A 24093-nucleotide genomic window follows, 5' to 3' on the forward strand; every position below is an offset into this window, starting at 1 on the left:
CACCTATCCCGGTTCGGTCCGGTCACCTCGATATGCCGAAGTTCTCCGACCGCGTGGAGGCGATCTCCATCAGCGGCATCCGCGAGGTGTTCGAGGCGGCCGGCGAGGACGCCATCAACCTGGGGCTCGGCCAGCCCGACTTCCCCACGCCGAGCCACGCGAAGGACGCGGCCGTCGCGGCCATCCGCGAGGGAAGCACGGACGCGTACACGTCCAACAAGGGGACGCTGGCGCTCCGCGAGGCGATCGCGGCCAAACACGAGCGCGACCAGGGCGTGACGGTCGATCCCGGCGACCTCATCGCGACCTCCGGCGGGTCCGAGGCGCTCCACCTCGCGCTCGAGGCACACGTCGACGTCGGCGAGGAGGTCGTCATCCCGGACCCGGGGTTCGTGAGCTACGACGCGCTGACGAAACTCGCCGGGGGCGAGCCGGTGCCCGTCCCGCTCCGCGAGGATCTCACCCTCGATCCCGCGACCGTCGAGGCGGCCATCACCGACGACACCGCCGCGTTCGTCGTCAACTCGCCCGCGAACCCGACGGGCACCGTCGCGAGCGAGGACGACGTCAGGGAGTTCGCGCGGATCGCCCGCGAGCACGACGTCCTCTGTCTCTCCGACGAGGTGTACGAGCACTTCGTCTTCGAGGGGGCCCACCACTCGCCCCTGGAGTACGAGCGCGAGAACGTCGTCGTCGTGAACGCCTGCTCGAAGGCGTACTCGATGACCGGCTGGCGGCTCGGCTGGGTCACGGGCGCGACCGACCGGATCGAACGCATGCTCAGGGTCCACCAGTACGCCCAGGCGTGCGCGTCGGCGCCGGCCCAGTTCGCCGCCGAGGCGGCGCTGTCGGGCCCACAGGACGTGGTGGGTGAGATGCGCGACTCGTTCGAGCGCAGGCGCGACGTCGTCCTCGAGGGGCTCGCCGACGCGGGGCTCGACTGTCCGACGCCCCAGGGTGCCTTCTACGCGATGCCCGAGGTACCCGACGGGTTCGTCGACGAGTGCATCGACCGCGGCGTCGTCGTCGTCCCCGGCGGCGCGTTCGGCGAACACGGCGAGGGCTACGCGCGCATCTCGTACGCGACCGACGAGGACGTCCTCCGCGAGGCGCTCGGGATCATGGCGGACGCCGCGGCTGCGGTTCGCTGAGCGACGCTGACTCCGTTCGAGGCGGTCCGTGTCCCGGCGACGGGCGTTACTGGAACATCCCGGTTACCGACGCGCGCGACTGGTCGCCATCGCTCGCCTGCTGGATGCGCTGGGCGAGTTGCCGGCGCCGGTCCATGATCTCCTCGGCGCTCTCGACCAGCGGGTCGGTGTCGACGTCGACGCCCGCGAGCGGAGCGATCCCGTCCCGCACGAGCACGTGTGCGCCTTCCGGGTCGGGGAACTTCGGCGTCGTCTCCACGATGAGCCCGCACGCGTCGCGGTCGCGGTCCTTGGCCGCGCTCAACAGCGCGCCTGCGGGACCCTGGATCAGTCCGTCCGCGGCCGGCGCCGAGACGTCCACCTCGTCGAGCAACCCGCCAGCTTCCCCGGTGGCGACGCCGTACAGCTCCGGGACGTCTTCGGGTTCGCGCTGGGTCGGAAGCCCGCTCAGGTACAGCGGCGTCGCGCCGATCTCGTCCATCCAGTCCGACAGCGCTCCCGCGAGACCGTCGGCGTCGATGGCCTCGATGGGCACGTCGCCGACGAGCACGATGACGTCGTTCGACTCGTCGACGAACAGCCTGACGGGCGAGTGCAGGGTCCGGTCGTCCTCGGTGAAGGCGGCCGCGGAGGGGAGTTCCTCACCCCGGAGTTCGCCGAAGTACCTGGTGTCGAGTTGCTCCCTGACGTGGTCGGCGGCGATCTTCCCGGCGAGGCCGACGCCGGGTAGTCCTTCCACGAGCACCGGATCGGAGAGCGAGGGGGCGAACTCCGTGCTGACCTCGAACATACCGGAACACGGGTCGCCGGATGGGAAGGAGTAGTGGCCAGTTGGTCAGTTCGCCGTGCTGACGACCTTGATGACGTCGCCCTCCTCCAGCTCGTACTCCTCTCCGATTCGCCGCTCCGTCTTCGCATTGACCGCGTGGAGGTACCCCTCGCCGATGTCCGTGTGGACGGCGTAGGCGAGGTCCTTCGGGCCGCTCCCGCGCGGGAGGAGGAACGCGTCCGGCAGGACGTTATCGCGCGCGTCGGTCCAGTGGGTCTCGTTCTGGACGGGGTAGGCCGTGATGCGGTCGAGCAGGCCGTACACCGCCTCGTCGAGGGCCGTCTGGACGCCGGTGCCGCCGAACGCCGCCATCACCTCGCGGATCCGCTCTAACCCCTCGGCCTGCGCGTCGCTCACGTCGCCGAGCAGTTCGAAGTCCGCGTCGCCGGGGTCGTAGTCGAGAACGCCCGACTCCGCCGCGGATCGGAGCGCGAGTTCGCCGTCCGCGGTCGCGGGCACGACGGGTTTGTCGGTCTCGCGGAGCCGCTCGACGTTCCCCTCGGGTGCGATGTCGGCCTTGTTCGCCACCAGCACGATCGGTTTCGTCCGCGCGCGGACGTCCCGCGCGAGGCGTTCCCGGTGTTCGTCGGTCCACTGGATCGGATCCTCGGGGTATTCGATCCCCCGGAGGACCGCCGTCACGTCGTACTCGGTGGCACCGAAGCCGGTCAGCAGGTCGGTCAGCGCCTCGTCGATGTCGAAGTCGGGGGAACGCGACTTGCGCTCGACCGACTCCCAGTTGCGCTCGACGATGCCCGCCAGCCACTGGTCCATCTCCTCCTCGACGAAGTCGGCCTCCTCGACCGGGTCGTACTCGCCGACCTCGACCGGTTCGCCCTCGGCGTTCGTCGCCCCGGCTGCGTCGATGACCTGGAGGATGACGTCCGCGTCCGTGAGCGCGTCGAGGAACTGGTTGCCCAGGCCCCGCCCCTCGTGTGCGCCCGGGACGAGCCCCGCCACGTCGAGCAGTTCGACCGGAACGTAGCGCTTTCCGTCCCGGCAGTGCTCGTTGCCACAGCGCTCCTCGCGGTCGAGACAGGGGCAGTCGGTCCTGACGTGGGTCACGCCGCGGTTCGGGTCGATGGTCGTGAACGGGTAGTTGCCGACGTCCACGTCGGCCATCGTCGCGGCCTTGTAGAACGTGGACTTGCCGGCGTTCGGCTTTCCCGCGAGCGCGACCGAGAGCATACCACGACGTAGGCCGCCGCCGCGAAAAGCACCTTTCGGTCCCGCTCCCGGTCGGCGGCTCCCGGGCCGCCAGTCCGAATCGAAATTCCCACTACGGCGGGTACTGAAACCGTCCTCGTGTTCCGTCCAGGTCGTCTCGGCCCCCGTTCGGGGACGCTGTTCCGCCCCGCAACGGCGCTCCTCGTGCTCATCTGCACGCCGGGGTCGGCGCTCGCACACCCCGGTCACGAGGGAGCGGCGACCGAGATCGAAACCTGGCTCGTCTACGGGTCGGTCCTGCTCGGCGGGGTCGTGATCGTCACGGCCGCCGGACTGAGCCGGGAACGAGTCCTCTCCCGGGAGCGTGCATTCGTGACCGGCGTCCTCGGAGCGCTGCTGCTCGCCGTGGGACTGTTCCAGTGGCTCACCTGAACCGGACGGGGTCGCCCGATCGGGTGGCCGCCCCGATCACTGGCCCCGATCACTGCTCCTCGAACAGTTGTTCGACGGCCTCGGCCGTCTCTCCGGTCCGGGCGTACTCGATGGCGAGTTCGTGGACCGAGAACGCCGTCCCCTCGAAGGCGGGCAGCTCCCGTGCGGCGGCGTACGCCCGGAGCCAGTCGTTGAGCGCACCCTCCAGCAGCGAGCGCTCGACCGCGGACAGCCGGATTCCGTCACGACAGCAGCGGACGTACTCAGTGAGGAGCGGTTCGATGCCCTCGGCGATCGCTTCCGCGGGCGTCGACTCCTCGGGGTCGAACGACTGGCACTGGTGACGCGAGGTCTCCGCGAGCGTGGTCACGGCTCGCCACCTGACCGAGCGCCCACCCTTCGCGTCGCCCTGCATACTGGCGAGAGGCTGTGTTCCAGTGTCATAACTGTACGTGAAACGTCGCTGACTCGTCGCGCCGGAACTTCGACCTTTTACGTGCCCACGTCCAACGATCGAGCATGACCGCGCTGTCGTTCGACGAGTCCGGCGTCGACGTCGTCCACGAGGGGACCGAGTTCCGGCTGGAGAAGGAACTGGTCGAGGACGCGACCGAGAAGTCCTACCTGGACGTGACCGACCACGAGGTGCTGAAGCTGATCGAGGAGCGGCCCGCGCTCTCGGGGGAACCGCGCCGGATCGGCGACATCCTGTAGCCGGCCCCGGGCACACTCGTCCGGGGGGTCAGGCGTCGACGGTCGGGAACGTCTCCCGGTGCAGGCGACCCGCGACCTCGTCCGCGAGCGTGCGGAGGTTCACCGTGTCGTCCCGGTTGTACGAGACGAGCGTCTCCAGGGCCCGGTCGTCGCCCCGCTCGTACTCGTGCCAGAGCCGGACTGCGTCGCGTCCGGTCAGCTCCGGGCCGTCGCGCCCGATGTCGAGTTCGCGCTCGATCGGCTTGAGCCCGCCAGTCAGGTTCAGCGTTCGGCAGGGGTACATCAGATCCAGATGTGGGGTTTCGACGGTCAGATCGAACGACGACTCCAGGAAGGGAGCGTCGAACCGTTTGCCGTTGAACGAGACGAGGAGGTCGGCTTTCTCGAACTGTTCACGAACGGCCTCGCCGGTCAGGTCCTCACCGCGCACCAGCGTCGTCGTCTCGCCGCCGGCGTCGCTCCTCGAGCCCGGTTCGCACGTGCCGAGTTCGGACGTGCCGGGTCGGTGGAAGGTGGCGGTCGTCACCCTGTCGCGGTGCTGTGAGAGCCCGGTCGTCTCGATGTCGAAAAAGCAGGCGGTCCCCCGGAAGTTCTCGTAGAGTCGCCACCGTTCCGCGCTCGGAAACGCGTCTTCGAAGAACGCGGAGTCGCCGTCGTCGAGCCGTTCCCGCGCCTCGTCGATGAACGACTCGATGCGGCCGGCCGTCGTGGCTCCGACCCCCCGGATGGTTCCGCCCGAGAACAGGTCCCACTCGGTTACGCCACTCTCCCACAGTCGGCGCTCGGTCGCCTCGCCGACCCCCTCGACCGGAATGAAGCTGTTCTCGATTCGCATCAGGTACTCCTGCGCACGCGGGGCGCGTCGGTGGTAGTCACTCGTCCGCTCTGGCTGGTAAACGTTCGGGACCCGAACCGCCCGCTGCCGACCGCGGTGCGCGGAATCGTTAACCCCGTTCCCACCCGACTATCACCCGTCATGTGTGGCCGATTCTCGCTGTATCTGCCGCCGGCGGCTCTCGAATCCAGGTTCGAGGCGGAGCCCCCGGCGGACCTGCAGCCGCGGTACAACTGTGCGCCAGGCCAGTCGCTTCCGGTGCTCGCCGCCGACGACACCGGCCGGATGCGCCGGATGAAGTGGGGGTTCACCCCCTCGTGGGCCGACGAATCGTTCGACCTCATCAACGCGCGGGTCGAGACGGTCCGCGAGAAACGGAGTTTCACGGACGCCTACGAGTCACGCCGGTGTCTCGTTCCCGCCGACGGGTTCTACGAGTGGACACGGCGTGATGGCGGGAAATGGCCGTACCGGGTGTCGTTCGCGGACGACAGGCCGTTCGCGATGGCGGGTCTCTACGAGACGTGGACGCCGCCGACTCGCCAGGCGGGCATCGGCGAGTTCGGACGCGACGAACCCACGGGCGAGGAGCGGGTCGAAGCGTTCACCGTTCTGACGACCGAGCCGAACGACCTCGTCTCCGAACTGCACGACCGGATGGCGGTCGTCCTTCGCCCGGAACACGAGCGAGCCTGGCTGGATGGATTCCTCGATCACGAAACGCTGGCGACCCCGATCTCCGACGACGAGTTCCGGGCGTATCCGGTTTCGACCCGGGTGAACTCGCCCGCGAACGACGACCCGTCGCTGGTCGAACCGGTCGAACTCGGTTCCTGAAGCGATTTTCGGCGGATTCGGCTGCACGGGCGGCCGCGCCTGTATAGCGACATTTGCTATAGCTGAATAGGGTTTATATGACTGTGAGGGGGCGCCCTCTGGATTATCTGAATTACGAAACAAAGTAGTATACTTGGGGTGATTTCATCCGACTCGGCCGTCGACGACCCCGGGCCGCGGGGAGAACGCAGGGTTTCGGACGTTCTTCGGAGGGGACCGATCGAGCGGACATGCCGGTGGAAGCTCCTCGTCGGTGACTCCGTCGTCCTCGGCTGGATACTGGCCGTTTCGGATCCCGAATCCCGGTTCGAGAACGCGACGACGTCGAGACGAGCGATCAGGTCCTTACCGAACCTTCTCGAACGCGTGTGCGGTCCTGCACTCGTTTTCGCCACGATTTGCGTCCCCTCAAACTGATGCTCTCTCGCGGGCGTGATACGGGAAATCGCGCCGGCCTCTGGAGCGAAACCTGGCCTGGGAACGCTTCCGAGGGGGACGGCTCTCGACCCGTCTGGAGGGGCTGACGGCCCGTTTCGCGAGGCAAGTTAGTTCGGAACGGTCGGGGAGGTTCCATCTGTGGACGTCCTCAGAGGCACAATTTCGTCCCACCGTCCTCCGACGACCGGAAGTGGGCTCGCTGACCGTCACAACGGTCAGGTTTCCGCTTCCGTCGGAGCTCACGAGGAATCGGCCCGCTCTGGTTCAGTGCCGTCAGAGCGACCCTGGGCACGTGCGGCTGTGCTCCAGGGGCGTCGTGACACTCCGGGGTAGTTCGCGTGCGAGCCGTCCCGTCGATAGGGATTGCCCGCTCTCCTCCCGCTTAGCGTTACTCCGATTCGGCACCACCAGCGGTGTCCTCGCCCTGAAAGCCCTCCCGAGGCGACGATGCACCGGTTCGCAACCCGGAGTCGAGCGCGTTCGACTGGGTGTGCAATCCGGGGGCGGCGATCCTCCGGCTACCGGATCAGCGTCCTGCTGCGGGGAGGTACGACCGCGCGCGGATCGTTCAGCCGGTAGCCGATCCGGAGGGTCGGTCTTCGAACCGGCCGTGGAAGGGTCTCGACGTTTCAACCGGGGCCGATCGAAGTCAGCGTCGGGACCGGGCAGGCACTCGGCTGGCTTGCTTCTCCGTCGGGATCGCACGATCCCGTGCCGTCCTGCTTTCGCGGTCCGCCTGACTGACCGATTACCGCTGAGGAACGCAGATATCTGTCGGCCAGTCCGTTCACAGGAGCGAGTAGATGTGGCGTTCGTACGTTTCGCGGACGTTGTCGCCCCAGTTGTGGGTGTACGTGTCGATGATGTCCTCGGCGACGTCCCCGCGGAGGTACTTCACGATCCCGCGTTCGCCGGTCCGGTCGCGGAGGTGCGTCGTGAAGAAGTGGCGGAAGTAGTGGGGCGTGACGTTCTGTGTCGCCCCGGCACCCGATTCGTACCAGCCCATCTCGGTCGCGTGTTCCCTGACGATCCGCTGAACCTGCTCGGGTGTGAGTCGTTCGCCCCAGCCGCGGGCCGTCCCGAGGAACAGCGGCTCCGCGTCCGAAACCGGGTCCGGACGGATCGCGAGCCAGCGGCACAGCGTCCGTTCGAGTTCCTCGTCGACGGGTACGACGGTCCCACGCTTTCGTTTGTTCGAGGCGCCCCGCATCTCGCCGTTGTACTCGGTCCCGACGCTCGGTTCGGCGGCGACGTACAGCGATTCCGGGCGGCCATCGAGCTGGGCTCGATCCCCGAGGCGGAGTTCGCCCGTCTCGACCGACAGCGAGAGGTCACGGAGGTCCAGGTTGCACAGTTCACCGACGCGCATCCCCGTCTTCAGGAGCGTCACGATCAGCGCCCGTTCCAGCGGGTGGCCGACGGAGGCGACGAACCGCCGCATTCGGGGGACGGAGATCTCCCGGCGGGCGGGGTCGGTCTCGATTCGCTCGTCGAGTTCCTCCATGACCAGCGCCATCGGGTTCGCGTCGAAGGCGCCCACCTGGGTCATGTAGGCGTAGAACCGGTGGAGGTACGCGGCGTAGGTGGCGACCGACGAGTCGGCGAGGTCGGGGTCACGACGCAGTTCGTGGACGAACGACATACAGTCCCGGTGTGATGCGTCTCCGGGCTCGACGGTCCCGGAACTGCCGGGTCCGCCGTCCGCGAGGAAGGACTCGAACCGACGGAGCACCCGACCGTACTCCTCTCGGGTCTGGTCGCTCTTGCCGTGTAGCTCCATGTCCTGAACGAAGTAGCCGATCGGGTCGGCCGGATCGTCGGCGTTCCGACTGTCGGTGCTACTCATCGGTCAACACGTACCCTCCGTCGCGCCCGCTGAACCGGACGCGACCGGACTGTTGCAGATCGCCCATCGTCTCGTCGAGCCGTTCCTCGACGTCGCCGACGACCGAGTCGAGGAGGTCGTCCCACGTCACCGCCCCCTCGCCACGAAGAGTGTCGAGGACACGGTCTTCGAGGCCTTCACCCCCGGGGTCGGCGGGGTCAGAACGGGGTTCCGTTTCGCCGGACGAATCCGGGGTCGATTTCAGATCCAGGCCGAGTTCGCTGCGGCCCGCCTGGACCATCGTTCGGACGAACTCGGTCTGGGACATGTCGAGCCGCTCCGCGTCCTCGACCCATTCGGCCTTCTGGTAGCGCGGGAGGTTCACCCTGACTTCGGTCCGTTCCGTGTCGAGTTCGCTCACGCACCCACGATACGGCGGGGTCCTTATCAATTCCACTGTTTCCCGTCTAAACTTACTAAGACCACGAACAGCGTGCAAAATCGGCGTAATATAGGCTTAGTAACTTGCCTTACATAAGAAGAAGACACGATATCCTGTCTTTCAATATACTCTACAGTTCCACAGGAACTTGCCTTACGAACTGCTTCGCGATTCGCCGCGCTCGTGTCGTCCCACTCGGTTACCTGTTCGAAGCGGACCACCGAACGGAACTGGTGTGGGTGATCGTTACTCGTCGTCGAGCGGGGAGGCAGCTCGTCGACGCACCGTCGAGAACGCCTCCCGACTGGTCGTGGGCGCGATCTCCACGACGAGTTACGAGTTCGCCGAACAATCCCGCCGACGGGGTTCCGGGATACTTCGCCGCCGGCGGCTCGGTCGATCCTCCGTCGGGGTCGATTCGGGATGGCGACCGGCTCCCGTCGAACGCCGAGCGTCGCCACCGCCCGTGGCGTGTGCTCCGTTTGCGGTCGCCCTCCCGTGGTTTTGACTCCGAGCGACCTCTAGGCAGGCTCGGCCGAACTCCCCGTGCCAGTTTCTCTGCGAGGAGAGGAATCCCGCTCTACTCAACTGCGGGTGAGGCTGGCGGCTGCGGTTTCCGGCCGTTCGCTGAAGCGGGGTGTCGTTACGGATTCGACGGACGTCCCCGAAACACTGGCTCCCACTGCCTCCGCCCGAGACCCGCAGACGGAACGGGGAAACGGAGACCGACTTCGTCGCCCGTCGGTGAGGCTCCGAGTGAGTCGGTACGGAGCTCGCAGCCGGTTTCGGCCGGTCCCGAAACAGCCTCCGTGGAGTGGCGCCGTCGATCCCGAAGGCGAGCCCGCGGAGGAACTGTCCATCCCCGGGTTATCGAAACGGAGTTCGGCGCGTGATCTCTCGACGCCCTCGATCACTGCTAGTCGATCCGACCTCGCTCCGATTCGCGCTCTCTGCTTGTGGTTTCCATGGTTCTATCGAACACGTGAGAACCGATGGACTGCGGTAGTTATCGCTCGGCGGCCTCGACGAGTTCGCGGACCCGCGGCTCGGAGACCGGCCCCCGGACGTCTCCGTCCTCCTTGAACGCCGTCCCGACGATGACGCCGTCGGCGACCGAGAGGATTTCCCCGACCGATTCGGTTGTCACCCCGCTCCCGACGAACAGCGGCGTCTCCAGGCCGAACTCGTCGTGTGCGGCCCGTGCGGCCTCGAGGTCGGCCCGCTCGACCCCCTGTCCGGTTCCCGACCCCGTGATGATCGTCCCGTCCGCGAGGCCACGCTGAACGGCGTCGACGATCGATTCAGCGCCCGCGGACTCCGTTCCCACTGCCGTGGAGTGTTTCACCTCGTGATCAGCGAGCACCCGCACGTCGGCGTCGATGCGGTCCTGCAGTCGGGCGGTCTCGTGGGCTTTCCCCTGGATGAGCCCCTGGTCGGTCAGTCGTGCCCCGGAGTGAACGTTCACCCGAACGAAGGACGCGGCGGCGGCCGCAGCGACCGAAACCGCGGCGTTCGCGTCGTTCCGGAGCACGTTGACGCCGACCGGGACGTCGACGGCGTCCCGGACCTCGCCGGCCGCACGGGTCATCATTGCGACGACGTGCTTCGGAACGTCGTCGGGGTAGAACGGGGCGTCCCCGAAGTTCTCGAGCATGACGGCGTCGACGCCGCCGTCCGATAGCCGCCCCGCGTCGCGGCGAGCGTCCGCGAGCAGTGCTTCGCGGGACCCGGCGTACTGGGGCGCTCCCGGGAGCGGCGGGAGGTGGACCATGCCGACGACCGGCCGCGCGGTTCCGAACGTGGATTCGAGCATGGTGTTCGACTGGTTCTCCGGGGGGTAAAGTCCGCCGCGTTCCCCCCGCTGTCGCGTCTCCATCCACTGTTTCGTTGCTTCGGAAGCGACGAAACGGTGGCCGCACCGCGACTTATACACTGTATGTGGCTATACCAAGCAAACGGCCGAACTGGCAGCGGTCTCGGGCGTGTGCCCCCTCGTTCGATGGGTGTGTCCCCCCGCTCGGCCAGCTCCGGATCACGTCGTCTCCCGGCGTCGAAACTACGGCGTCACCTTCGGATCGTGACGGATGGCGGCGCGTCACGTCCGTGGTGGTACTGGACGAGTACCGGCCCGTCCCGACCGACCTCCGGGAATCTCATGTCAACGGTTCGCGGCTCGCTCGTCGAGCCGCGCCGCGAGCTGATCGACGACGCCAGTCAGGTGGGCCGTGCCGACGACTGCGACGACGAGGCCGCCGACGGAGTCGTAGACGATGTCGAGGACGGTGTCCTCGAGTCCGTACTGCGTGAGAACGGCCTCGCCGCCGATCACCCCGGACGCGACGCTGATGTAGAACTCCAGCAGTTCCCAGACGACGCCGAAGGCCAGCACGAACACGAGGAGGTAGAGGGCGAGGAACCGCGGCGGGAGGGCGATCGCCTCCGAGTGTTCGTCGAGCGCTCGTGCACCCGTGTAGGCGACGCCGACGACCAGCGACGCGGATAGCGCGTGGGTCAGGTGGTCCCACCACCACGTCCCGCCGTACAGCGTTGAGAAGTCGAGCCCGGGGAGCGGAACCGTCCCGAACGCGTGCAGGAACATGGCGACGGCGATCCACAGGACGAGTCCGACGTCGACCGTGAAGCCGTAGTTTCGCTCGAGCGCCGCCGGGAGGAGACTCACCAGCAGTCCGGCGCCGGCGTTGACCATGATTCCCGGGTCCCGGTTCACGAGCCCGAGCAGGAAGATCCCGAGCATACAGAGCTGGAGCAGGCGCACGAGCGTCCACTCCCGCTCGGGTGTGAGTCCGATGCGACGAACGACGCTCACGTCGAGTTCACCTCGCCGGTCGCACCCGCCCCGTTCGAGCGCCGGAGCCGCCGACGGAACAGCCACCGGAACACGAGGCCGCCGATGACGCCTCCGAGCGCCGCGGCGGTGAAGACGGACATGAGTTCGGCGTTCGTCCCGACGAACGGCGTCCCGAGGACCGCCGCCGCGGCAGCGGCGAGGACCGTCCAGACGGCGGCCGTCGCAAGCGTCAGGAACACGACGAACGAAACGGCAAACGAGGGCGTCATGCTGACGCTCGTGGTGGCCTGTATCGTCGCGGCGGCGAGCATTCCGATCGCGGCGATGCCGACGCCGTCCACGACCAGCCCGAAGAACCCCGGGTCGACCGTCCCGACGACGTGGGGCGCCGTCGCGAGTGCCAGGACCGGCCACGGTACGAACCGCAGCGGCGACTCGCCGACCACGGCCGGGTAAACTGCCAGCGCCGCGGCCGTCCCCGCGAGCACTGCGTCGACCGGCCGTCCGGCGAGCAGGCTACCGACCGCAGCGAGTGCGAGCGCCCCGGTGAGCGTCAGACCGATCACCGAGTTCGCTCGGCTGTCGCCGAGATACCACCCGTCCGTTGCCGCCTGGCTCATGAGCTGTGCCTCGAACGAGGGCTGACGGTCTCAAAACGATAGTTTCGAGAAGCCGACCGTTTTCTCGACGGTTCGTTACCGGACGCTCGGGCGAGGCGCTCCCCATGAGTACGGCCCACCGACCGTTCCTACCGAGACTCCGGACCGGTCCCGCGGTCCCGACTCGCGCATAACCGGTCCGGTCAGGACGGGAGCGAAACGATCAGTTCGTGCTCGGTGCCCTCCAGAACGGGGTGCCCACAGAACGGGCAGTACTCGTACGTGTGGACGCCGGGTTTGACGTTGTACCCCCCGGTGTTGTCACAGTCGATCCGCGTCGTCGCCTTCGTCGTGTTCGGCGGTTTCGTGATCATCGTTGCGGTGCGGTACCGGCACACAGGGTAGGGTGATCATAAACGTTCTCCCGCCACGTTCCCTCCGCCCGTCGGGTCGAGCCGGGTCGTGGTGTAGGACGGACCTACCGGCGTCTCTCCGAGCGCCAACGACCACCGCAGAACCGGAGTCGCGACCGGCCACCACCTCCGCTCACCGGCCACCACCCCCGATCACCGGTCAGCCGGAACGATACACCGAAAGCCGACGTGGCTCGTGGAGGTGTCGACCGGCTCGGGGTACCGGGCGGCCGGCCGGTAGCGGAAGCAGTAGTTGGGTGCACAGAGATGCGAGCCGCCTTTCAACACCTTCCTGGGAACCTCGGCGGGGTCGCGCGGGTCGACGCTCTCGGCTTCCTGAACGCCCCGCGGGTTCGTCGGCGTACAGCACGAGGGCGAGTCCGCTTCGCCGGCCGTCGGGTCGGCGCTGAACCAGTCGCGGGTCCAGTCCCAGACGTTGCCCGCCACGTCGTGGAGGCCGAACTCGTTCGGGGGGAACGAGCCGACGGGCGAGGTGCGCTCGTACCCGTCGAGTTCCAGGTTCTCGTGGGGGAACTCGCCCTGCCAGGTGTTCGCCAGCAGGGTCCCGTCCGGGACGTGCTCGTCGCCCCAGACGAACCGCTTGCCGTCGAGGCCACCCCGAGCCGCGCGTTCCCACTGGGCCTCGGTCGGGAGGCGCTTGTCGGCCCAGTCGGCGTACGCCCGGGCGTCCTCGAAAGCGACGTGGACGACCGGGTGGTCCGGCTCGTCCTCGATGGAGCTGTCGGGGCCCAGCGGGTGGTGCCAGCAGGCGCCGGGGACGTACTCCCACCAGCCGCTCGGGTCACGGAGGTCGACGGGACCGTCGGGCGAGGTGAAGACGGCCGACCCCGGAACGAGGTCGGCGGGGTCCGAGCCGGGGTAGTTCGCCGGGTCGGGGTCTCGTTCGGCCAGCGTCGTGTAGCCGGCGTCCTCGACGAACCGTTCGAACTCGGCGTTGGTCACGGGCGTCTCGTCCATCCAGAACCCGTCGACGTCGACCTCCCGGGTGGGGGCCTCCTCGGGGTAGAACTCGTCGGATCCCATCCGGAACGTCCCGCCGGGAATCCAGACCATTCGGTCGTCCGGCGCGGTCGGCGGTTCGGGGTCGGTTCGGTGTCGAGTCATGAATCGTGATCGGTCGCCGGGGACGACCGAACTGGTACCCGATGACGACGTGCCGTGGACGCAGCTTTGTTATGCACACACGATTCTCCATGACGTCCGGCTTAGAAGCTGAAACGACGGATTAGCGGACGGATCGGGGGCTCAGGATGCGCCTACTCGGACGAGATCGCGTTCCCGGACGCGTGCGCCCGTGACACGACGCTCCGGGACGACTGGATCGCTCCTACGGGAACCCTTCGCGCGGACGCCCGTCCATTACAAAGGTCGTGCTCGACCAACGGCACGTTCACATGATCGTCACCGACCACGTTCGCGTTCGACGACGGTGAGGGTGCGATACGACCGTATCCGGGACGGAACCCTCCCGACGCACGTCCCGGTCCGGACCGGGCGTCCGCGGGGGGACGAGCCCGGACTCCGGGACGCGTCCCGTGCCCGCGGGCCGGTGATCGACCCCGTCGTTCTGGACGACCATGTCGACCGATAGTCCCTCCGAGCGCGCGAAGCGCTTCGCGGGGTCGGTGCTCCCGGTGACCGAGTGGCTCCCCGCGTACGACCGGTCGTGGCTTCGGACCGATCTCGTGGCGGGGATCACGGTCGCGGCCGCGGTCATCCCGGAAGGGCTCGCGTACGCCTCGCTCGCGGGACTGCCCCCCCAGACGGGGCTGTACGCCGCGCTGATGGGTGCGGCCACGTACGTGTTCTTCGCCTCGTCGCGCCAGGTGCTCCTCGGGCCGACGTCGGCGCTCGCCATCCTGCTTCTCGCCGGCGTGGGCCCGATCGCGGACGGAAGCGAACTGTCCTATCCCGCGCTCGTCACGGTGACGACGGTTCTCGTCGGCGTCATCGCCGTGGCCGCGAGGGTGTTCCGGCTCGGCCACCTCGTGAGCTTCATCTCGGGGTCGGTCCTGACCGGCTTCTCGACGGGGGCCGCGCTGTACATCATCTCCACGCAACTCGGGAAACTGCTCGGTATCTCGGGCTCCGAGGGCACGTTCTTCGAACGCGTCTGGTTCGTCCTGGTCAACCTGAACGAGGCGCAGGCCGCGACGGTCGCCGTCGGACTCATCTCGATCGCGCTCCTGTTGCTCGGAGAGCGGTACGTGCCCCGCTTGCCCACCGCGCTGGTGGTCGTCCTGCTCGCCATCGTCGCCTCGTCCGTCCTGAACTTTCAGGCGTGGGGAGTCGAAATCGTCGGGGAGCTCCCCGGCGGGCTTCCGTCGCTCACGGTTCCGTCGATCCCCTCGATCCCCGTCCTCGGAGCGCTCTTTCCGGTGGCGTTCGCGCTCTTTCTCCTCTCCTACGTGGAGGGGATCGGTGCCGTCCAGACGTTCGCGCGCCGGAACGGCTATCGGGCCGACCCCGACCAGGAACTCCTCGCGGACGGCGTCGGGAACGTCGCCGCGGGGCTGTTCGGCGGGTTCGTCGTCGGCGGGAGCATGTCCCGGTCGGCGCTCAACGACTCCATGGGCGGGAAGTCCCAGGTCGTCAGCGCGGTGATGGCGCTCGTCCTGGTCGTCGTCCTCCTGTTTCTCACCGGGCTGTTCACGACGCTGCCGGATGCCACCCTCGGGGCGATCGTCGCCGTCGCCGCGCTCGGGCTCGTCGACGTCGCGGGGATGGAACGGCTCAGGAGCGTCAGCCGGAGCGAGTTCGTCATCGCGTCCGCGGCGCTGCTCGGGGTGCTCGCCGTCGGCATCGTCTGGGGCGTGTTCATCGGCGTCGGCCTGTCGCTGCTTCACACGATCTCCCTGGCTAGCAGCCCGAAGACGGAGGTCCTCGGCCGAATCCCGGACACCGATCATTTCGTCAACCTCGGGAGCTATCCCGAGGCGGTCGAGGACCCCGGCGTGCTCGTCTACCGCGTGGACGCCGGGCTGTTCTACGCGAACACGAACGTCGTTCGGGAGGACCTCGAGGCGCGCGTCGAGGGGCGCGACTCGCCCCTCGATCTGGTCGTCTTCGACCTCTCCTCGTCGCCCATCGTCGACTTCGCGGGCGCGGAGTTCCTCGGCGAACTCCGGAGCGATCTCGCCTCCCGGGGGATCGACCTCCGCGTCGCGGGCGCGAACGCACAGGTCACGGAACTGCTCGCGGCCGCCGGCCTGGACGGGGAACTCGGCGGCGTCCGCGAGGACGAGCGGATCGCCTCCGCCATCGACCGATGGCGGCGCGAGGAGGAGGAGGAAACGTCGTGAGCTTCCTCACGGTGCTCCCGCTGGCAGTGGTGATGGTCGCGGGCCCGCAGATCCTGAGCGCCATCTTCCTCGCGACGAGCGACGGATGGCGGCGCAACTCGGCCGCGTTCGTCCTCGGCGCGGCGCTGTCGATATCCCTCGTGGTCGCCGCCGCGTTTCTCCTGGGGGACGGTGCCATCGGCCAGGGAGGGTCGAGGGAGACGCTCGATCTCCTCATCCTCGTGCTCCTCATCGTCGCCATGGTCCGCACGTTCCTGACGCGCGGGCAGTCGGAACCCCCGGAGTGGATGGGCAGGCTCCAGACCGCGAGACCGCGGCTCGCGCTTCGGCTGGGGTTCCTCCTGCTCGGGTTCTTCCCGACCGACGTCATCACCTCGGTCACGGTCGGCTCCTATCTCGCCGCCAACGGGTTCCCGCTGACGGAGGCGATCCCGTTCGTCCTCCTCACGCTGCTGTTGCTGGCACTCCCGTCGCTCGCGGTGGTCGCGCTCGGCGAGCGCGCCGAGGTCACCCTCCCGCGGATCCGGGACTGGATGAACGCGAACTCCTGGATCGTCAGCGAGGTCGTCATCCTCTTTTTCATCGTCATCGTCCTCGACGGCCTCCTGGGATAGGCGGGACGGCCGACGGCCACGAGTGGGTACAGGCGGCGGGTAGCAGTCGATACCGGCAACTTGTTGACGACGTCGGGGTCGTCCCGTGGGGTCGGTTCATTGGTCTCGAGTCGTCGATGTCTGTCGGACGGCTATCCCCCGTGTCCGATCGTGTCGATGGCGGCCGCGACCGCGAGGACGACGCGTTCGTCCTCGCGGTCGCGGCCGCCACCTCGACGCCGTAGGTGTCGCGGACGCGGTACTAGCGCTTCGAGACGGTCGCCACCCGTGCGCCCTCCCGGGTGATGGTGTACTCGTGGTCGAAGACGTTCCCCCGGACGTGCAGCGGCGGCCCGTCGGCGACCTGGACGGTGAACCGGTCCCTGACGGGCGTCACGAGCGCCCGGTCGATGGACGCCACCCGGCGGCCGTTCCGTTCGATCACCATCGTCTCCCTGAGCCGGACGACCCGCTCCTGGACGCGGTAGAGCGGTCGTCCCCGCGAGTCCCGGATCCGGATCGTGTTCCGGACTCTGAGGGCCTCGCCGTCGACCCTGAACGCCGGCACGCCCGCGCCCGTCTCGATGACGAAGTCGTCGCCGAACGAGAGCAGTCGTTCGCGCATCCGGTATCTGGTCGGCGCCGCGCGGGCCCCCGGTCCGCGTCCCCGCGACCGGCCGCGCTGGCCCTGCCGTCCCTGCCGGCGCCGGAGCGGACTCATCCCGCCATCACTCCCGGGCCAGGATGCGGTCCATCTCCTTGTCCTCGTGGACGAACGGCTCGCCGCTGACGTCGACCGTCACGCGGGCGATATCGCCGGTGAACGCAAACGGTGCCCGGTCCCGGTAGTCGTCGCTGACGGCGTCGACCGCGTCCCGGCCACAGCTCAACCCCGCGACGATGCTGACGGTGATCGGGATCGTCGTCGGGAGGTCGCCCTCGCCGACCTGTTCGTCGCCGTAGTAGAGCCTGACGGTGCCGGGGGCGCCCTTGCCGTCGGGGACGTCCGGGTCGCCGGTCGTCTCGAACTCCATGCTGACCGTGACCTCGCCCTCCGGGAGACGCTCGTCGGCGACGACCTCGTACTCGTCGACGCCGACGTAGTTGTGTACGTAGCGGAGCCGCCCGTCGTCCACGAACAGCGAGTAGCCGCCCGAGCGGGAGCCGTGGGCGAGGAGAACGCCCTCGGCACCGCCCGCCGGAACCGACAGGTCGGCGGTGATGCTGTGATCGCGGTTCAACACCTTGACGGCCGCGTTCTCGGGGACGTGCTGGCCGCCGGGGTAGTAGACGTACCTGTCGCGGGGCTTCCCGGGCTGGGGACGCGGCTCCGCGAACCGTTCCGTGCCGCGGCCGTCCAGCGGCAACACGTCGTGCTTCCCGGCTTCGGCCCACCACAGCTGGACGAGTTCGAGCACCTTCTCGGGGTGTTCGTCGCTGACGTCGTGGGCCTCCGAGAAGTCCTCGGCGACGTGGTACAGTTCCCACCCGGAGTCCTCCAGGCTGGTGGCCGAGAGGTCCTCGGCCGTGATCGGCTCGTTGAACGGCCAGGGGTGGACCGCGCGCCAGCCGTCGTGGTAGACGGCGCGGGTCGCGAGCATCTCGAAGTACTGGGTCGTGTGCCGCTCCGGCGCGTCGGGCTCCTCGAACGAGTACGCGAAGCTCGTCCCCTCGATCGCCGACTGTGAGTACCCCTTGATCTCGTCGGGGGCCTCGATGCCGATCGACTCCAGGATCGTCGGTACCAGGTCGATGGCGTGGACGAACTGGTCGCGCACCTCCCCCTCGGCGTCGATGCCGTTCGGCCAGGAGACCACGAGCGGGTCGCTCGCGCCGCCGCGATAGCTCTCGCGCTTCCAGCGACGGAACGGCGTGTTCCCCGCCCACGTCCACCCGTACGGGTAGTGGTTGTAGTACTCGGGACCGCCGAGTCCGTCCATCGCCTCGAGGTTCTCCTCCAGGTCCTCCTCGATGTTGTTGAAAAAGCGGTTCTCGTTGAGCGATCCCGTCGGGCCCCCCTCGGCGCTGGCGCCGTTGTCCGAGACGAGCAGCACCATCGTGTCGTCGAGTTCGCCGATCTCCTCGAGGAAGTCGAGGACCCGCCCGATCTGGGCGTCGGTGTGTTCGAGGAAGCCGGCGAACACCTCCATCATCCGGGCGTAGAGCCTCCGTTCGTCCTCCGAGAGCGAGTCCCACTCCCGGACGTCCTCGTTCTGTGGCGACAGCTCCGTGTCCTCGGGGACGACGCCCATCTCCTTTTGCCGTTCGAGGATCCGCTCGCGGGCCTCGTCCCAGCCCATGTCGAACTCCCCATCGTACCTGTCGGCCCACTCCTGTGGGACCTGGTGGGGCGCGTGACACGCGCCCGGCGCGAAGTACGTGAAGAACGGCTTGTCGGGGTCGACCTGTTTCGCGTCCCCGATGAAGTTGATCGCCCGGTCGGCGATGTCCTCGGTGAAGTGATAGCCTTCCTCGGGGGTCGCGGGGGGGTCGACCTGGTGGTTGTCGTGGACGAGCGGCGGCGTGTACTGGTCGGCGTCGGCGCCGAGGAACCCGTAGTAGCGCTCGAACCCGCGCCCGAGCGGCCACTCGTCGTACGGGCCGGCGGCGCTGTTCGACTCGGCCGGGGAGAGGTGCCACTTGCCGAGCGCGTGGGTACTGTAGCCCTGCTCGACGAGCATCTCCGAGAGGAACCCGTTCTCGTGCGGGACGTGACCGTTGTAGCCGGGGAAGCCGGTCGAGACCTCGGTGATGCCGGCCATCGCGTTCGAGTGGTGGTTACGCCCGGTCAACAGACAACTCCGCGAGGGCGAACACAGCGCCGTCGTGTGGAAGTTGTTGTACCGGAGCCCGTCCTCGGCCAGCCGGTCGACGTTCGGCGTGTCGATCAGCCCGCCGTAACACCCGAGCTGTCCGAACCCGACGTCGTCGAGGACGATCATCAGGACGTTCGGTGCGTCCTGGGGGGCCCGCGTCTCCTCGGGCCACCACGGTTCCGATTCGTCGTACGTGCGGCCGATCCGGCCGTGAAACTCCTTTCCTTGCATGTCTGCCCTCCGTCGTGTCCGACGGATTCGCGGCGCGACCCCCGCTGCTGCCGACCGCGTGACCGGACGCCCGCGGGGCTTCCGACCGACAGTTCGAACTGCGGTCGCGGGGGTATAGTTATAATATTCCATATGGTTTCGGGGCCGAGCTTACCGTCCGGAAAGCTCGACGTTTATCCAAAGGACGGTGACCGCTTCCGGACTGGATGCCGGTTTTCTGACCGTCGGTTCCGACGTGATGGTACGGGATACTGACGAGGTTCGACGGTCGTCGGTCACAGTTCGAGGCGTGCCCTCGCCTCCGTGTCGACGACTCGTCGCCGCGGGTCGGGTCTCGGATCCGTCGAGCAGTCCCGGGTCGCGAGTCCGAGTCCGGACGACCGGTTTTTCCGTTCCGCGGTCGGTACGTCGGACGGTAACGACGGATTACGCCGACGGGGCCGGCGTCGGATCCGGCCGACGATCGACCCGAGCGATCCGTTCTCAGGCCCGCTCGTCCCCGGCGTCCTCGGCAGTCCCCGATTCATCGCACTCCGGTCCGCCGTTCTCGCCCGTTCCTGGTCCCTCGTCTCCCGATCCGGCGCTCTCGCGCTCGTCCGCGTCCCCCCCGCCGCTTTCGCTCGCTCCGCCGCCCGTGTCGCGCCCCCTGCTCGGGTCGTCATCCTCGGCTTCCGTCGGTCGCGCCCCCACCGACTCGCCCATCGACACCGCCGGCGTCAGCGGGCGGCCCGAGACGAGTTCGGGCAGGACGATCCGGACGGTCTCGAGCAGCAGGACGAACAGGATGGGGAGCAGGAAGAACCCGTACCAACCGAACAGGATGGGGCCCAGCAGGTAGGCGAACAGCAGCACCATCACGTCGAGGTCCCGACCGGTGATGTACGGCTGGAGGAACGTCTGCGGGAGGATGTCCAGGACGAGGAAGTAGGCGACGAGCACGCCGCCGACGAAGACGAGTCCCCTCCCGTCCATGCGCAGGGATCCGAACGCGAGGTAGGCGACGACCGGCAGGTAGACGACCTTGCCGACGACGATGGGGATCAGGCTGGCGACGCCGGTGAGGAACGCGAGCACGAGCACCATCGGGACCGCCAGCCCCCGGGGGGCGAGCAGGTTCGTGCCGAAGTAGGCGACGGCGGCCACGACGGTCATGGCGAGGACGAACAGGAAGTTGCCGAAGAACACGGATTCGAGGTCCTCGTCGACGGCCGACGCGTAGGCGAACGCCGTCGTGTCCCGGCCGCCGAACAGCCGGACCAGCCCGGCCGACAGCGCGTCGTCGTTCTTCAACAGGAAGTACGACAGGGTCACCGACAGCGAGAGCAACAGCAGTCCGCCGATGACCGCCGTGACGGTGGTCACCCCCGCCTGCAGGATGGTCCGTGCGGTCCGCTGTGGGTCGGTGATGGCCCGTCTCGGGTTCCGAACCGTCGAGAGGAGCGTCCGCCGCTGTTCGGGCGAAAGCGCCTGCAGGGACTCACCGAGGAACGGGACGCCCGCGCCCCCGCCGAGTAACTGCTGGGCCTGCTGGAACAGCTGAAACCCGGCGTACCCGAGCATGAGGAGGATCGGGACGAGCACGACCAGGATGGTGAGCCAGGCCGCGATCCCGTCCGAGTCGATCCTCGTCGAGAGCCGCCGGTAGATCGGTCGGGTGGCGTAGTAGCCGAACACCCCCAGCACCAGGATGCCGACGAACGAGTAGGCGACGAACGCGGCCGCCAGGCCGAGTAGCCCGGTGAACGCCCACCAGCCGATGCGGGTCCGTCGTTCCCGGGGGCCTCGGTCGGCGTCGGTCATCGGCGGCGAGGTGGCGACCGGATCGACGGCGGGGCGACGTCGCGTCCGTGGCTCGCCGGGCCACCGGACGAGTATCGACGGCGGGAGTTCACCCGTCCCCGCGACCCGCCGAGGACCCGCCGACTCCCGTGAGTTCGACCGTCTCCCCTCGGTCACCCGTACGGCGTGTTTCGAGCGCGGGCGGCGTCGGGGTCGCCCGGACGGGACGGGTCGGCGATGCTGTCACGGCTCGCACGGTCGGCTCGAACCCACTTTGCAAATCGGTGCTTACCGGCCGGCTCCCGGCCGCCGTCGACGGACGCGGGTCGAGCGGCCGGATCAGTCCGCGCGGATCGCGGTCTCGACGCCCCTGCCGAGCGCCGACTTCAGCCGGTCGGTCGCGCCGGTCGCCTCGGCCTCGTTCTCCAGCAGGACGGTCTCGCTCGGGAACAGGTCCTCCCCGAGCACCAGCCCGTGGTCGCGGGCGGTCCCGCCGGTGACAGTGAGGTACACGCCGAGTCCGGCCTCGGCGATGGCCGCCTCCTCCTCGGCGGCCGCGTCGGGGTACACGAACTCGACGTCGTCGAGCGTGTCGGTCCCGAGCACGGCTTCGACCAGCCGCTCGTACCGCGGGGAGATACAGAGCGGGCCATCGTAGTCGGCGACGAACGAACGGTCGAGGTCGACGCCGGCCGGAAGCGTCCCCGGCGTCGCCATCAGGGTGTGGCGCACGGTGTCGCCGAGCCCCGTCGAGACGCGAACGTCCGTGTCGCGCGGGTCGATGCGAGCGTTCACGTCCGAGAGCCCGGCCAGCCCGTGGGGGCGGAGCTGGACGACCTCCTCCAGCACGAGGTCGGCCGAGTCGAACCCGAGTGCGAACTCGTGGGTGCGGAGCGCCCTGAACGGCTCCTCCCTGCCGACGAGCAGCACGTCGATCCCGGCGACGGGCAGGCGGGCGCTGTCGAAGACGACCCGGCGCGGGTGGCCCTCCCGGTCGTCGCGCACGAGGGTGTACTCCGGGCCGTCCTCACCGTGCTCGCTGTACTCGGCCAGTCGGTCGTACACCGAACGGTCGGCGGGCTGTGCCCCCTTGGTGATGGCCTTCTCGTAGCGGAGCGTCGACGACACGTCGTCGGCCAGCGCCGCGGCCGCCGGCCCGCCGACCGCCGCGAGGCGTTCGAGCGCCGCCTCCAGGGGTCGCCCCTTCCGTGGCACCGCCACCGCGACCGGTCCTGTCATTGTCCGTCCAACGGGGTCACACGTCAAAAACGGCGCGCTTCGGGCGTTATTCCGCGTCTCCGTTCCCCTCGTCCATGCCGGGGGCCCCGGCGCCGCCGGCGCCGAACACCGACGAGAGCCGCTCGCGGAACGCCTCGAACTCCTCGAGCTCCGTGTGCATCTCCGCGAGGTCGGCGCGGAGTTCGCCGACCTCCTCGTCCATCATCGCGGAGAGCGATTCGAGCTCGTCCTCGACGTCGGCCATCTCGTCGCGGACCTCCGCGACGGCGTCGTCCTCCTCGGCGACCTCGTCCTGGAGCTCCTCCAGTTCGGATCGGATCTCCGCGACGGACGCCTCCAGCCCCTCGGCACGCTCCGCCACGTCGTCGGTGACGTCGTCGACGGCTCCGCGAACGTCCTCGACGTCGTCGAAGAGTTCCGCGCGTTCGGCCGCCGCGCTCTCGACGTCGGCCTCGACGTCGTCGAGCGCGTCGCGGACCTCGGTCACGTCGGCCTGCAGCCCCTCGATGAGGTCGTCAGCGGTGCCGTTCTCGTCGATGAACTCCTCGAGCGCGTCGGTGTACGCGGCCAGATCCTCGACCGTCGACTGCAGCCGGGAGATGCGCGCGTCGACGCTCGTCGCGTGGTCGAGTTCGAGTTCGCGCTTCAGGAGTTCGCGGTCCGCCTCGGACACCTCGCCCGAGCGGAGTTCCGTGGCGAGCGCCGCCGCGATGCCGCCCGCGGCCGCTTGCGTCGCCCCCGCGCCGGCGTCGCCGGTCGGCTCGGTCACGTCGGGGTCCTCCGCCAGGCCGAGGTCGTCCTCGCCGGCTTCCTCCGTCGGCACGTCGAGGCCGCCCTCGTCGGCGTCCCCCTCGTCTGCGTCGAGTTCGGCTCCCGAGTCGTCCGAGCCGTCGTCGTCATCGTCGGCGGGTTCATCGTCGTCGTCCGCCGCTTCGAGCGGGTCGGCGAGCGGGTCCGGATCGTCGCCGACGGCGTCGGCCACCGCGTCGTCGTCCGCGGCCTGCTCGGGGTCCTCGTCCTCGTCCGCAGCCGGGTCGGTGAGCCCGAGGTCGTCCTCGGCGGCCGCGAGATCGATCGTCGCGTCGTTCGACCCCTCGGCTTCGGAGATCGCACCGGGCCCGGACGCGGGGGCGTCCTCGTCGCCCGGGATGGCGTCGCGGTCGCCCGAAAGCACGTCCCGGACGACCTGGGAGGAGTCCTCGCCGATGACGTCGGCGACGTCGCCGACCGGGTCGGCGTCCTCGTCCACCTCCTCGATGGTCGGCTCCCCGAGGAACGACGCGCCCGTGCTCGGATCGTCCGTCCGGATGCCGTACACCGTCGTCACTTCCTCGCCCGGTTCGAGCCGTCGGCGGTACTCGACGCGGTGGTCCTGGTAGGCAGTCCAGTGTTCGGACTCGTACTCCGGGTGGAAGCCGACCCGGTCCATCGGGAAGTCCTCCGGGATCTCGTCGACGAGTCGGAACTCGGCCGGATCGTCCCGCTCGGTCCGGAGGGTGAACGCGACTGCGGGCACGGGGAATTCGTCCGCGGTGAAGCGCTTTTCGACGGTGACCCCGTCGTGCTGGACGACGGTGTCGTCAAGATCGGACCCCTGACTCATGGCTACACCCACCTCGAG

General features: G+C 68.7%; 22 protein-coding genes. 6 read left to right on the forward strand and 16 right to left on the reverse strand.

Annotated elements, in window-relative coordinates; genetic code table 11:
* Nucleotides 1–32: 32 nt before the first annotated feature.
* Nucleotides 33–1151 carry a pyridoxal phosphate-dependent aminotransferase gene (locus RJT50_RS06715; protein ID WP_313695247.1) on the forward strand — a complete coding sequence of 373 codons (1119 nt, stop codon included), beginning with the start codon at nt 33–35 and terminating at the stop codon, nt 1149–1151.
* A 46-nt stretch (nt 1152–1197) separates the two neighbouring features.
* Here RJT50_RS06715 and RJT50_RS06720 read toward each other — a convergent pair whose 3' ends face one another.
* Nucleotides 1198–1941, reverse strand: coding sequence for a proteasome assembly chaperone family protein (locus tag RJT50_RS06720; RefSeq protein WP_313695248.1), 744 nt, complete (start codon nt 1939–1941; stop codon nt 1198–1200).
* Between the two features lie 45 nt (nt 1942–1986).
* Complete coding sequence (locus RJT50_RS06725) at nt 1987–3168, reverse strand: redox-regulated ATPase YchF (protein ID WP_313695249.1); 1182 nt, start codon at nt 3166–3168, stop codon at nt 1987–1989.
* A 117-nt stretch (nt 3169–3285) separates the two neighbouring features.
* Here RJT50_RS06725 and RJT50_RS06730 point away from each other — a divergent pair, with 117 nt between their 5' ends.
* Entirely contained in the window at nt 3286–3579 is a 294-nt protein-coding gene (locus RJT50_RS06730; RefSeq protein WP_313695250.1) for a hypothetical protein, read from the forward strand.
* 49 nt (nt 3580–3628) lie between these two features.
* On the opposite strand, the gene RJT50_RS06735 is transcribed toward RJT50_RS06730, so the two are convergent.
* Nucleotides 3629–3994, reverse strand: a complete 366-nt coding sequence (locus RJT50_RS06735; RefSeq protein WP_313695253.1) for a DUF8055 family protein — start codon at nt 3992–3994, stop codon at nt 3629–3631.
* A gap of 104 nt (nt 3995–4098) precedes the next feature.
* On the opposite strand from RJT50_RS06735, the gene RJT50_RS06740 reads away from it, so the two are divergent.
* Complete coding sequence (locus tag RJT50_RS06740; protein ID WP_313695255.1) at nt 4099–4293, forward strand: DUF5800 family protein; 195 nt, start codon at nt 4099–4101, stop codon at nt 4291–4293.
* A gap of 28 nt (nt 4294–4321) precedes the next feature.
* Here the strand turns inward: RJT50_RS06740 and RJT50_RS06745 are convergent, their stop codons facing one another.
* Entirely contained in the window at nt 4322–5128 is an 807-nt protein-coding gene (locus RJT50_RS06745; RefSeq protein ID WP_313695258.1) for a ribonuclease H-like domain-containing protein, read from the reverse strand.
* 141 nt (nt 5129–5269) lie between these two features.
* Here RJT50_RS06745 and RJT50_RS06750 point away from each other — a divergent pair, with 141 nt between their 5' ends.
* A complete protein-coding gene (locus RJT50_RS06750) occupies nt 5270–5965 on the forward strand; it encodes an SOS response-associated peptidase (protein ID WP_313695260.1) in 696 nt (231 codons plus the stop codon).
* A 1225-nt stretch (nt 5966–7190) separates the two neighbouring features.
* Here the strand turns inward: RJT50_RS06750 and RJT50_RS06755 are convergent.
* From RJT50_RS06755 to RJT50_RS06785, 7 genes are all read right to left on the reverse strand, one after another.
* Entirely contained in the window at nt 7191–8249 is a 1059-nt protein-coding gene (locus tag RJT50_RS06755) for a tyrosine-type recombinase/integrase (protein WP_313695262.1), read from the reverse strand.
* The gene (locus RJT50_RS06760) at nt 8242–8649 is read right to left on the reverse strand and encodes a DUF5805 domain-containing protein (protein WP_313695265.1); all 408 of its coding nucleotides are present in this window, start codon (nt 8647–8649) and stop codon (nt 8242–8244) included. Before RJT50_RS06760 ends, RJT50_RS06755 begins: the two co-directional genes overlap by 8 nt.
* Before the next feature lie 1027 nt (nt 8650–9676).
* Nucleotides 9677–10483 carry a BtpA/SgcQ family protein gene (locus tag RJT50_RS06765; protein ID WP_313695268.1) on the reverse strand — a complete coding sequence of 269 codons (807 nt, stop codon included), beginning with the start codon at nt 10481–10483 and terminating at the stop codon, nt 9677–9679.
* A gap of 345 nt (nt 10484–10828) precedes the next feature.
* Entirely contained in the window at nt 10829–11497 is a 669-nt protein-coding gene (locus RJT50_RS06770) for a DUF2238 domain-containing protein (RefSeq protein ID WP_313695270.1), read from the reverse strand.
* On the reverse strand, nt 11494–12099 hold the full coding sequence (locus tag RJT50_RS06775) for a hypothetical protein (protein ID WP_313695272.1): 606 nt from the start codon (nt 12097–12099) through the stop codon (nt 11494–11496). The genes RJT50_RS06770 and RJT50_RS06775 overlap by 4 nt, the downstream gene beginning before the upstream one ends.
* Before the next feature lie 182 nt (nt 12100–12281).
* Nucleotides 12282–12452 carry a hypothetical protein gene (locus RJT50_RS06780; RefSeq protein WP_313695274.1) on the reverse strand — a complete coding sequence of 57 codons (171 nt, stop codon included), beginning with the start codon at nt 12450–12452 and terminating at the stop codon, nt 12282–12284.
* A 192-nt stretch (nt 12453–12644) separates the two neighbouring features.
* Nucleotides 12645–13616 carry a formylglycine-generating enzyme family protein gene (locus RJT50_RS06785; RefSeq protein ID WP_313695275.1) on the reverse strand — a complete coding sequence of 324 codons (972 nt, stop codon included), beginning with the start codon at nt 13614–13616 and terminating at the stop codon, nt 12645–12647.
* Between the two features lie 473 nt (nt 13617–14089).
* Between RJT50_RS06785 and RJT50_RS06790 the strand changes: the two genes are divergently transcribed.
* Together RJT50_RS06790 and RJT50_RS06795 are read left to right on the forward strand one after the other, a co-directional pair.
* Complete coding sequence (locus RJT50_RS06790; RefSeq protein WP_313695276.1) at nt 14090–15814, forward strand: SulP family inorganic anion transporter; 1725 nt, start codon at nt 14090–14092, stop codon at nt 15812–15814.
* Nucleotides 15811–16428, forward strand: a complete 618-nt coding sequence (locus RJT50_RS06795) for a GAP family protein (protein ID WP_313695278.1) — start codon at nt 15811–15813, stop codon at nt 16426–16428. The genes RJT50_RS06790 and RJT50_RS06795 overlap by 4 nt, the downstream gene beginning before the upstream one ends.
* Nucleotides 16429–16669: 241 nt before the next feature.
* Here RJT50_RS06795 and RJT50_RS06800 read toward each other — a convergent pair whose 3' ends face one another.
* The 5 genes from RJT50_RS06800 to RJT50_RS06820 all read right to left on the reverse strand — a co-directional run bounded on the left by RJT50_RS06800 (nt 16670) and on the right by RJT50_RS06820 (nt 24075).
* The gene (locus RJT50_RS06800) at nt 16670–17128 is read right to left on the reverse strand and encodes an LURP-one-related/scramblase family protein (RefSeq protein WP_313695279.1); all 459 of its coding nucleotides are present in this window, start codon (nt 17126–17128) and stop codon (nt 16670–16672) included.
* A gap of 7 nt (nt 17129–17135) precedes the next feature.
* Nucleotides 17136–19454 carry an arylsulfatase gene (locus tag RJT50_RS06805; protein ID WP_313695282.1) on the reverse strand — a complete coding sequence of 773 codons (2319 nt, stop codon included), beginning with the start codon at nt 19452–19454 and terminating at the stop codon, nt 17136–17138.
* Between the two features lie 483 nt (nt 19455–19937).
* The gene (locus RJT50_RS06810; RefSeq protein WP_313695284.1) at nt 19938–21254 is read right to left on the reverse strand and encodes an AI-2E family transporter; all 1317 of its coding nucleotides are present in this window, start codon (nt 21252–21254) and stop codon (nt 19938–19940) included.
* Nucleotides 21255–21572: 318 nt separating this feature from the next.
* Nucleotides 21573–22472 carry a phosphoribosyltransferase HisG-related protein gene (locus RJT50_RS06815; protein WP_313695287.1) on the reverse strand — a complete coding sequence of 300 codons (900 nt, stop codon included), beginning with the start codon at nt 22470–22472 and terminating at the stop codon, nt 21573–21575.
* A gap of 46 nt (nt 22473–22518) precedes the next feature.
* On the reverse strand, nt 22519–24075 hold the full coding sequence (locus tag RJT50_RS06820) for a hypothetical protein (protein ID WP_313695289.1): 1557 nt from the start codon (nt 24073–24075) through the stop codon (nt 22519–22521).
* Nucleotides 24076–24093: the final 18 nt, after the last annotated feature.

It is taken from the genome of Halobaculum sp. XH14 (assembly GCF_032116555.1).
Lineage (GTDB): Archaea > Halobacteriota > Halobacteria > Halobacteriales > Haloferacaceae > Halorarum > Halorarum halobium.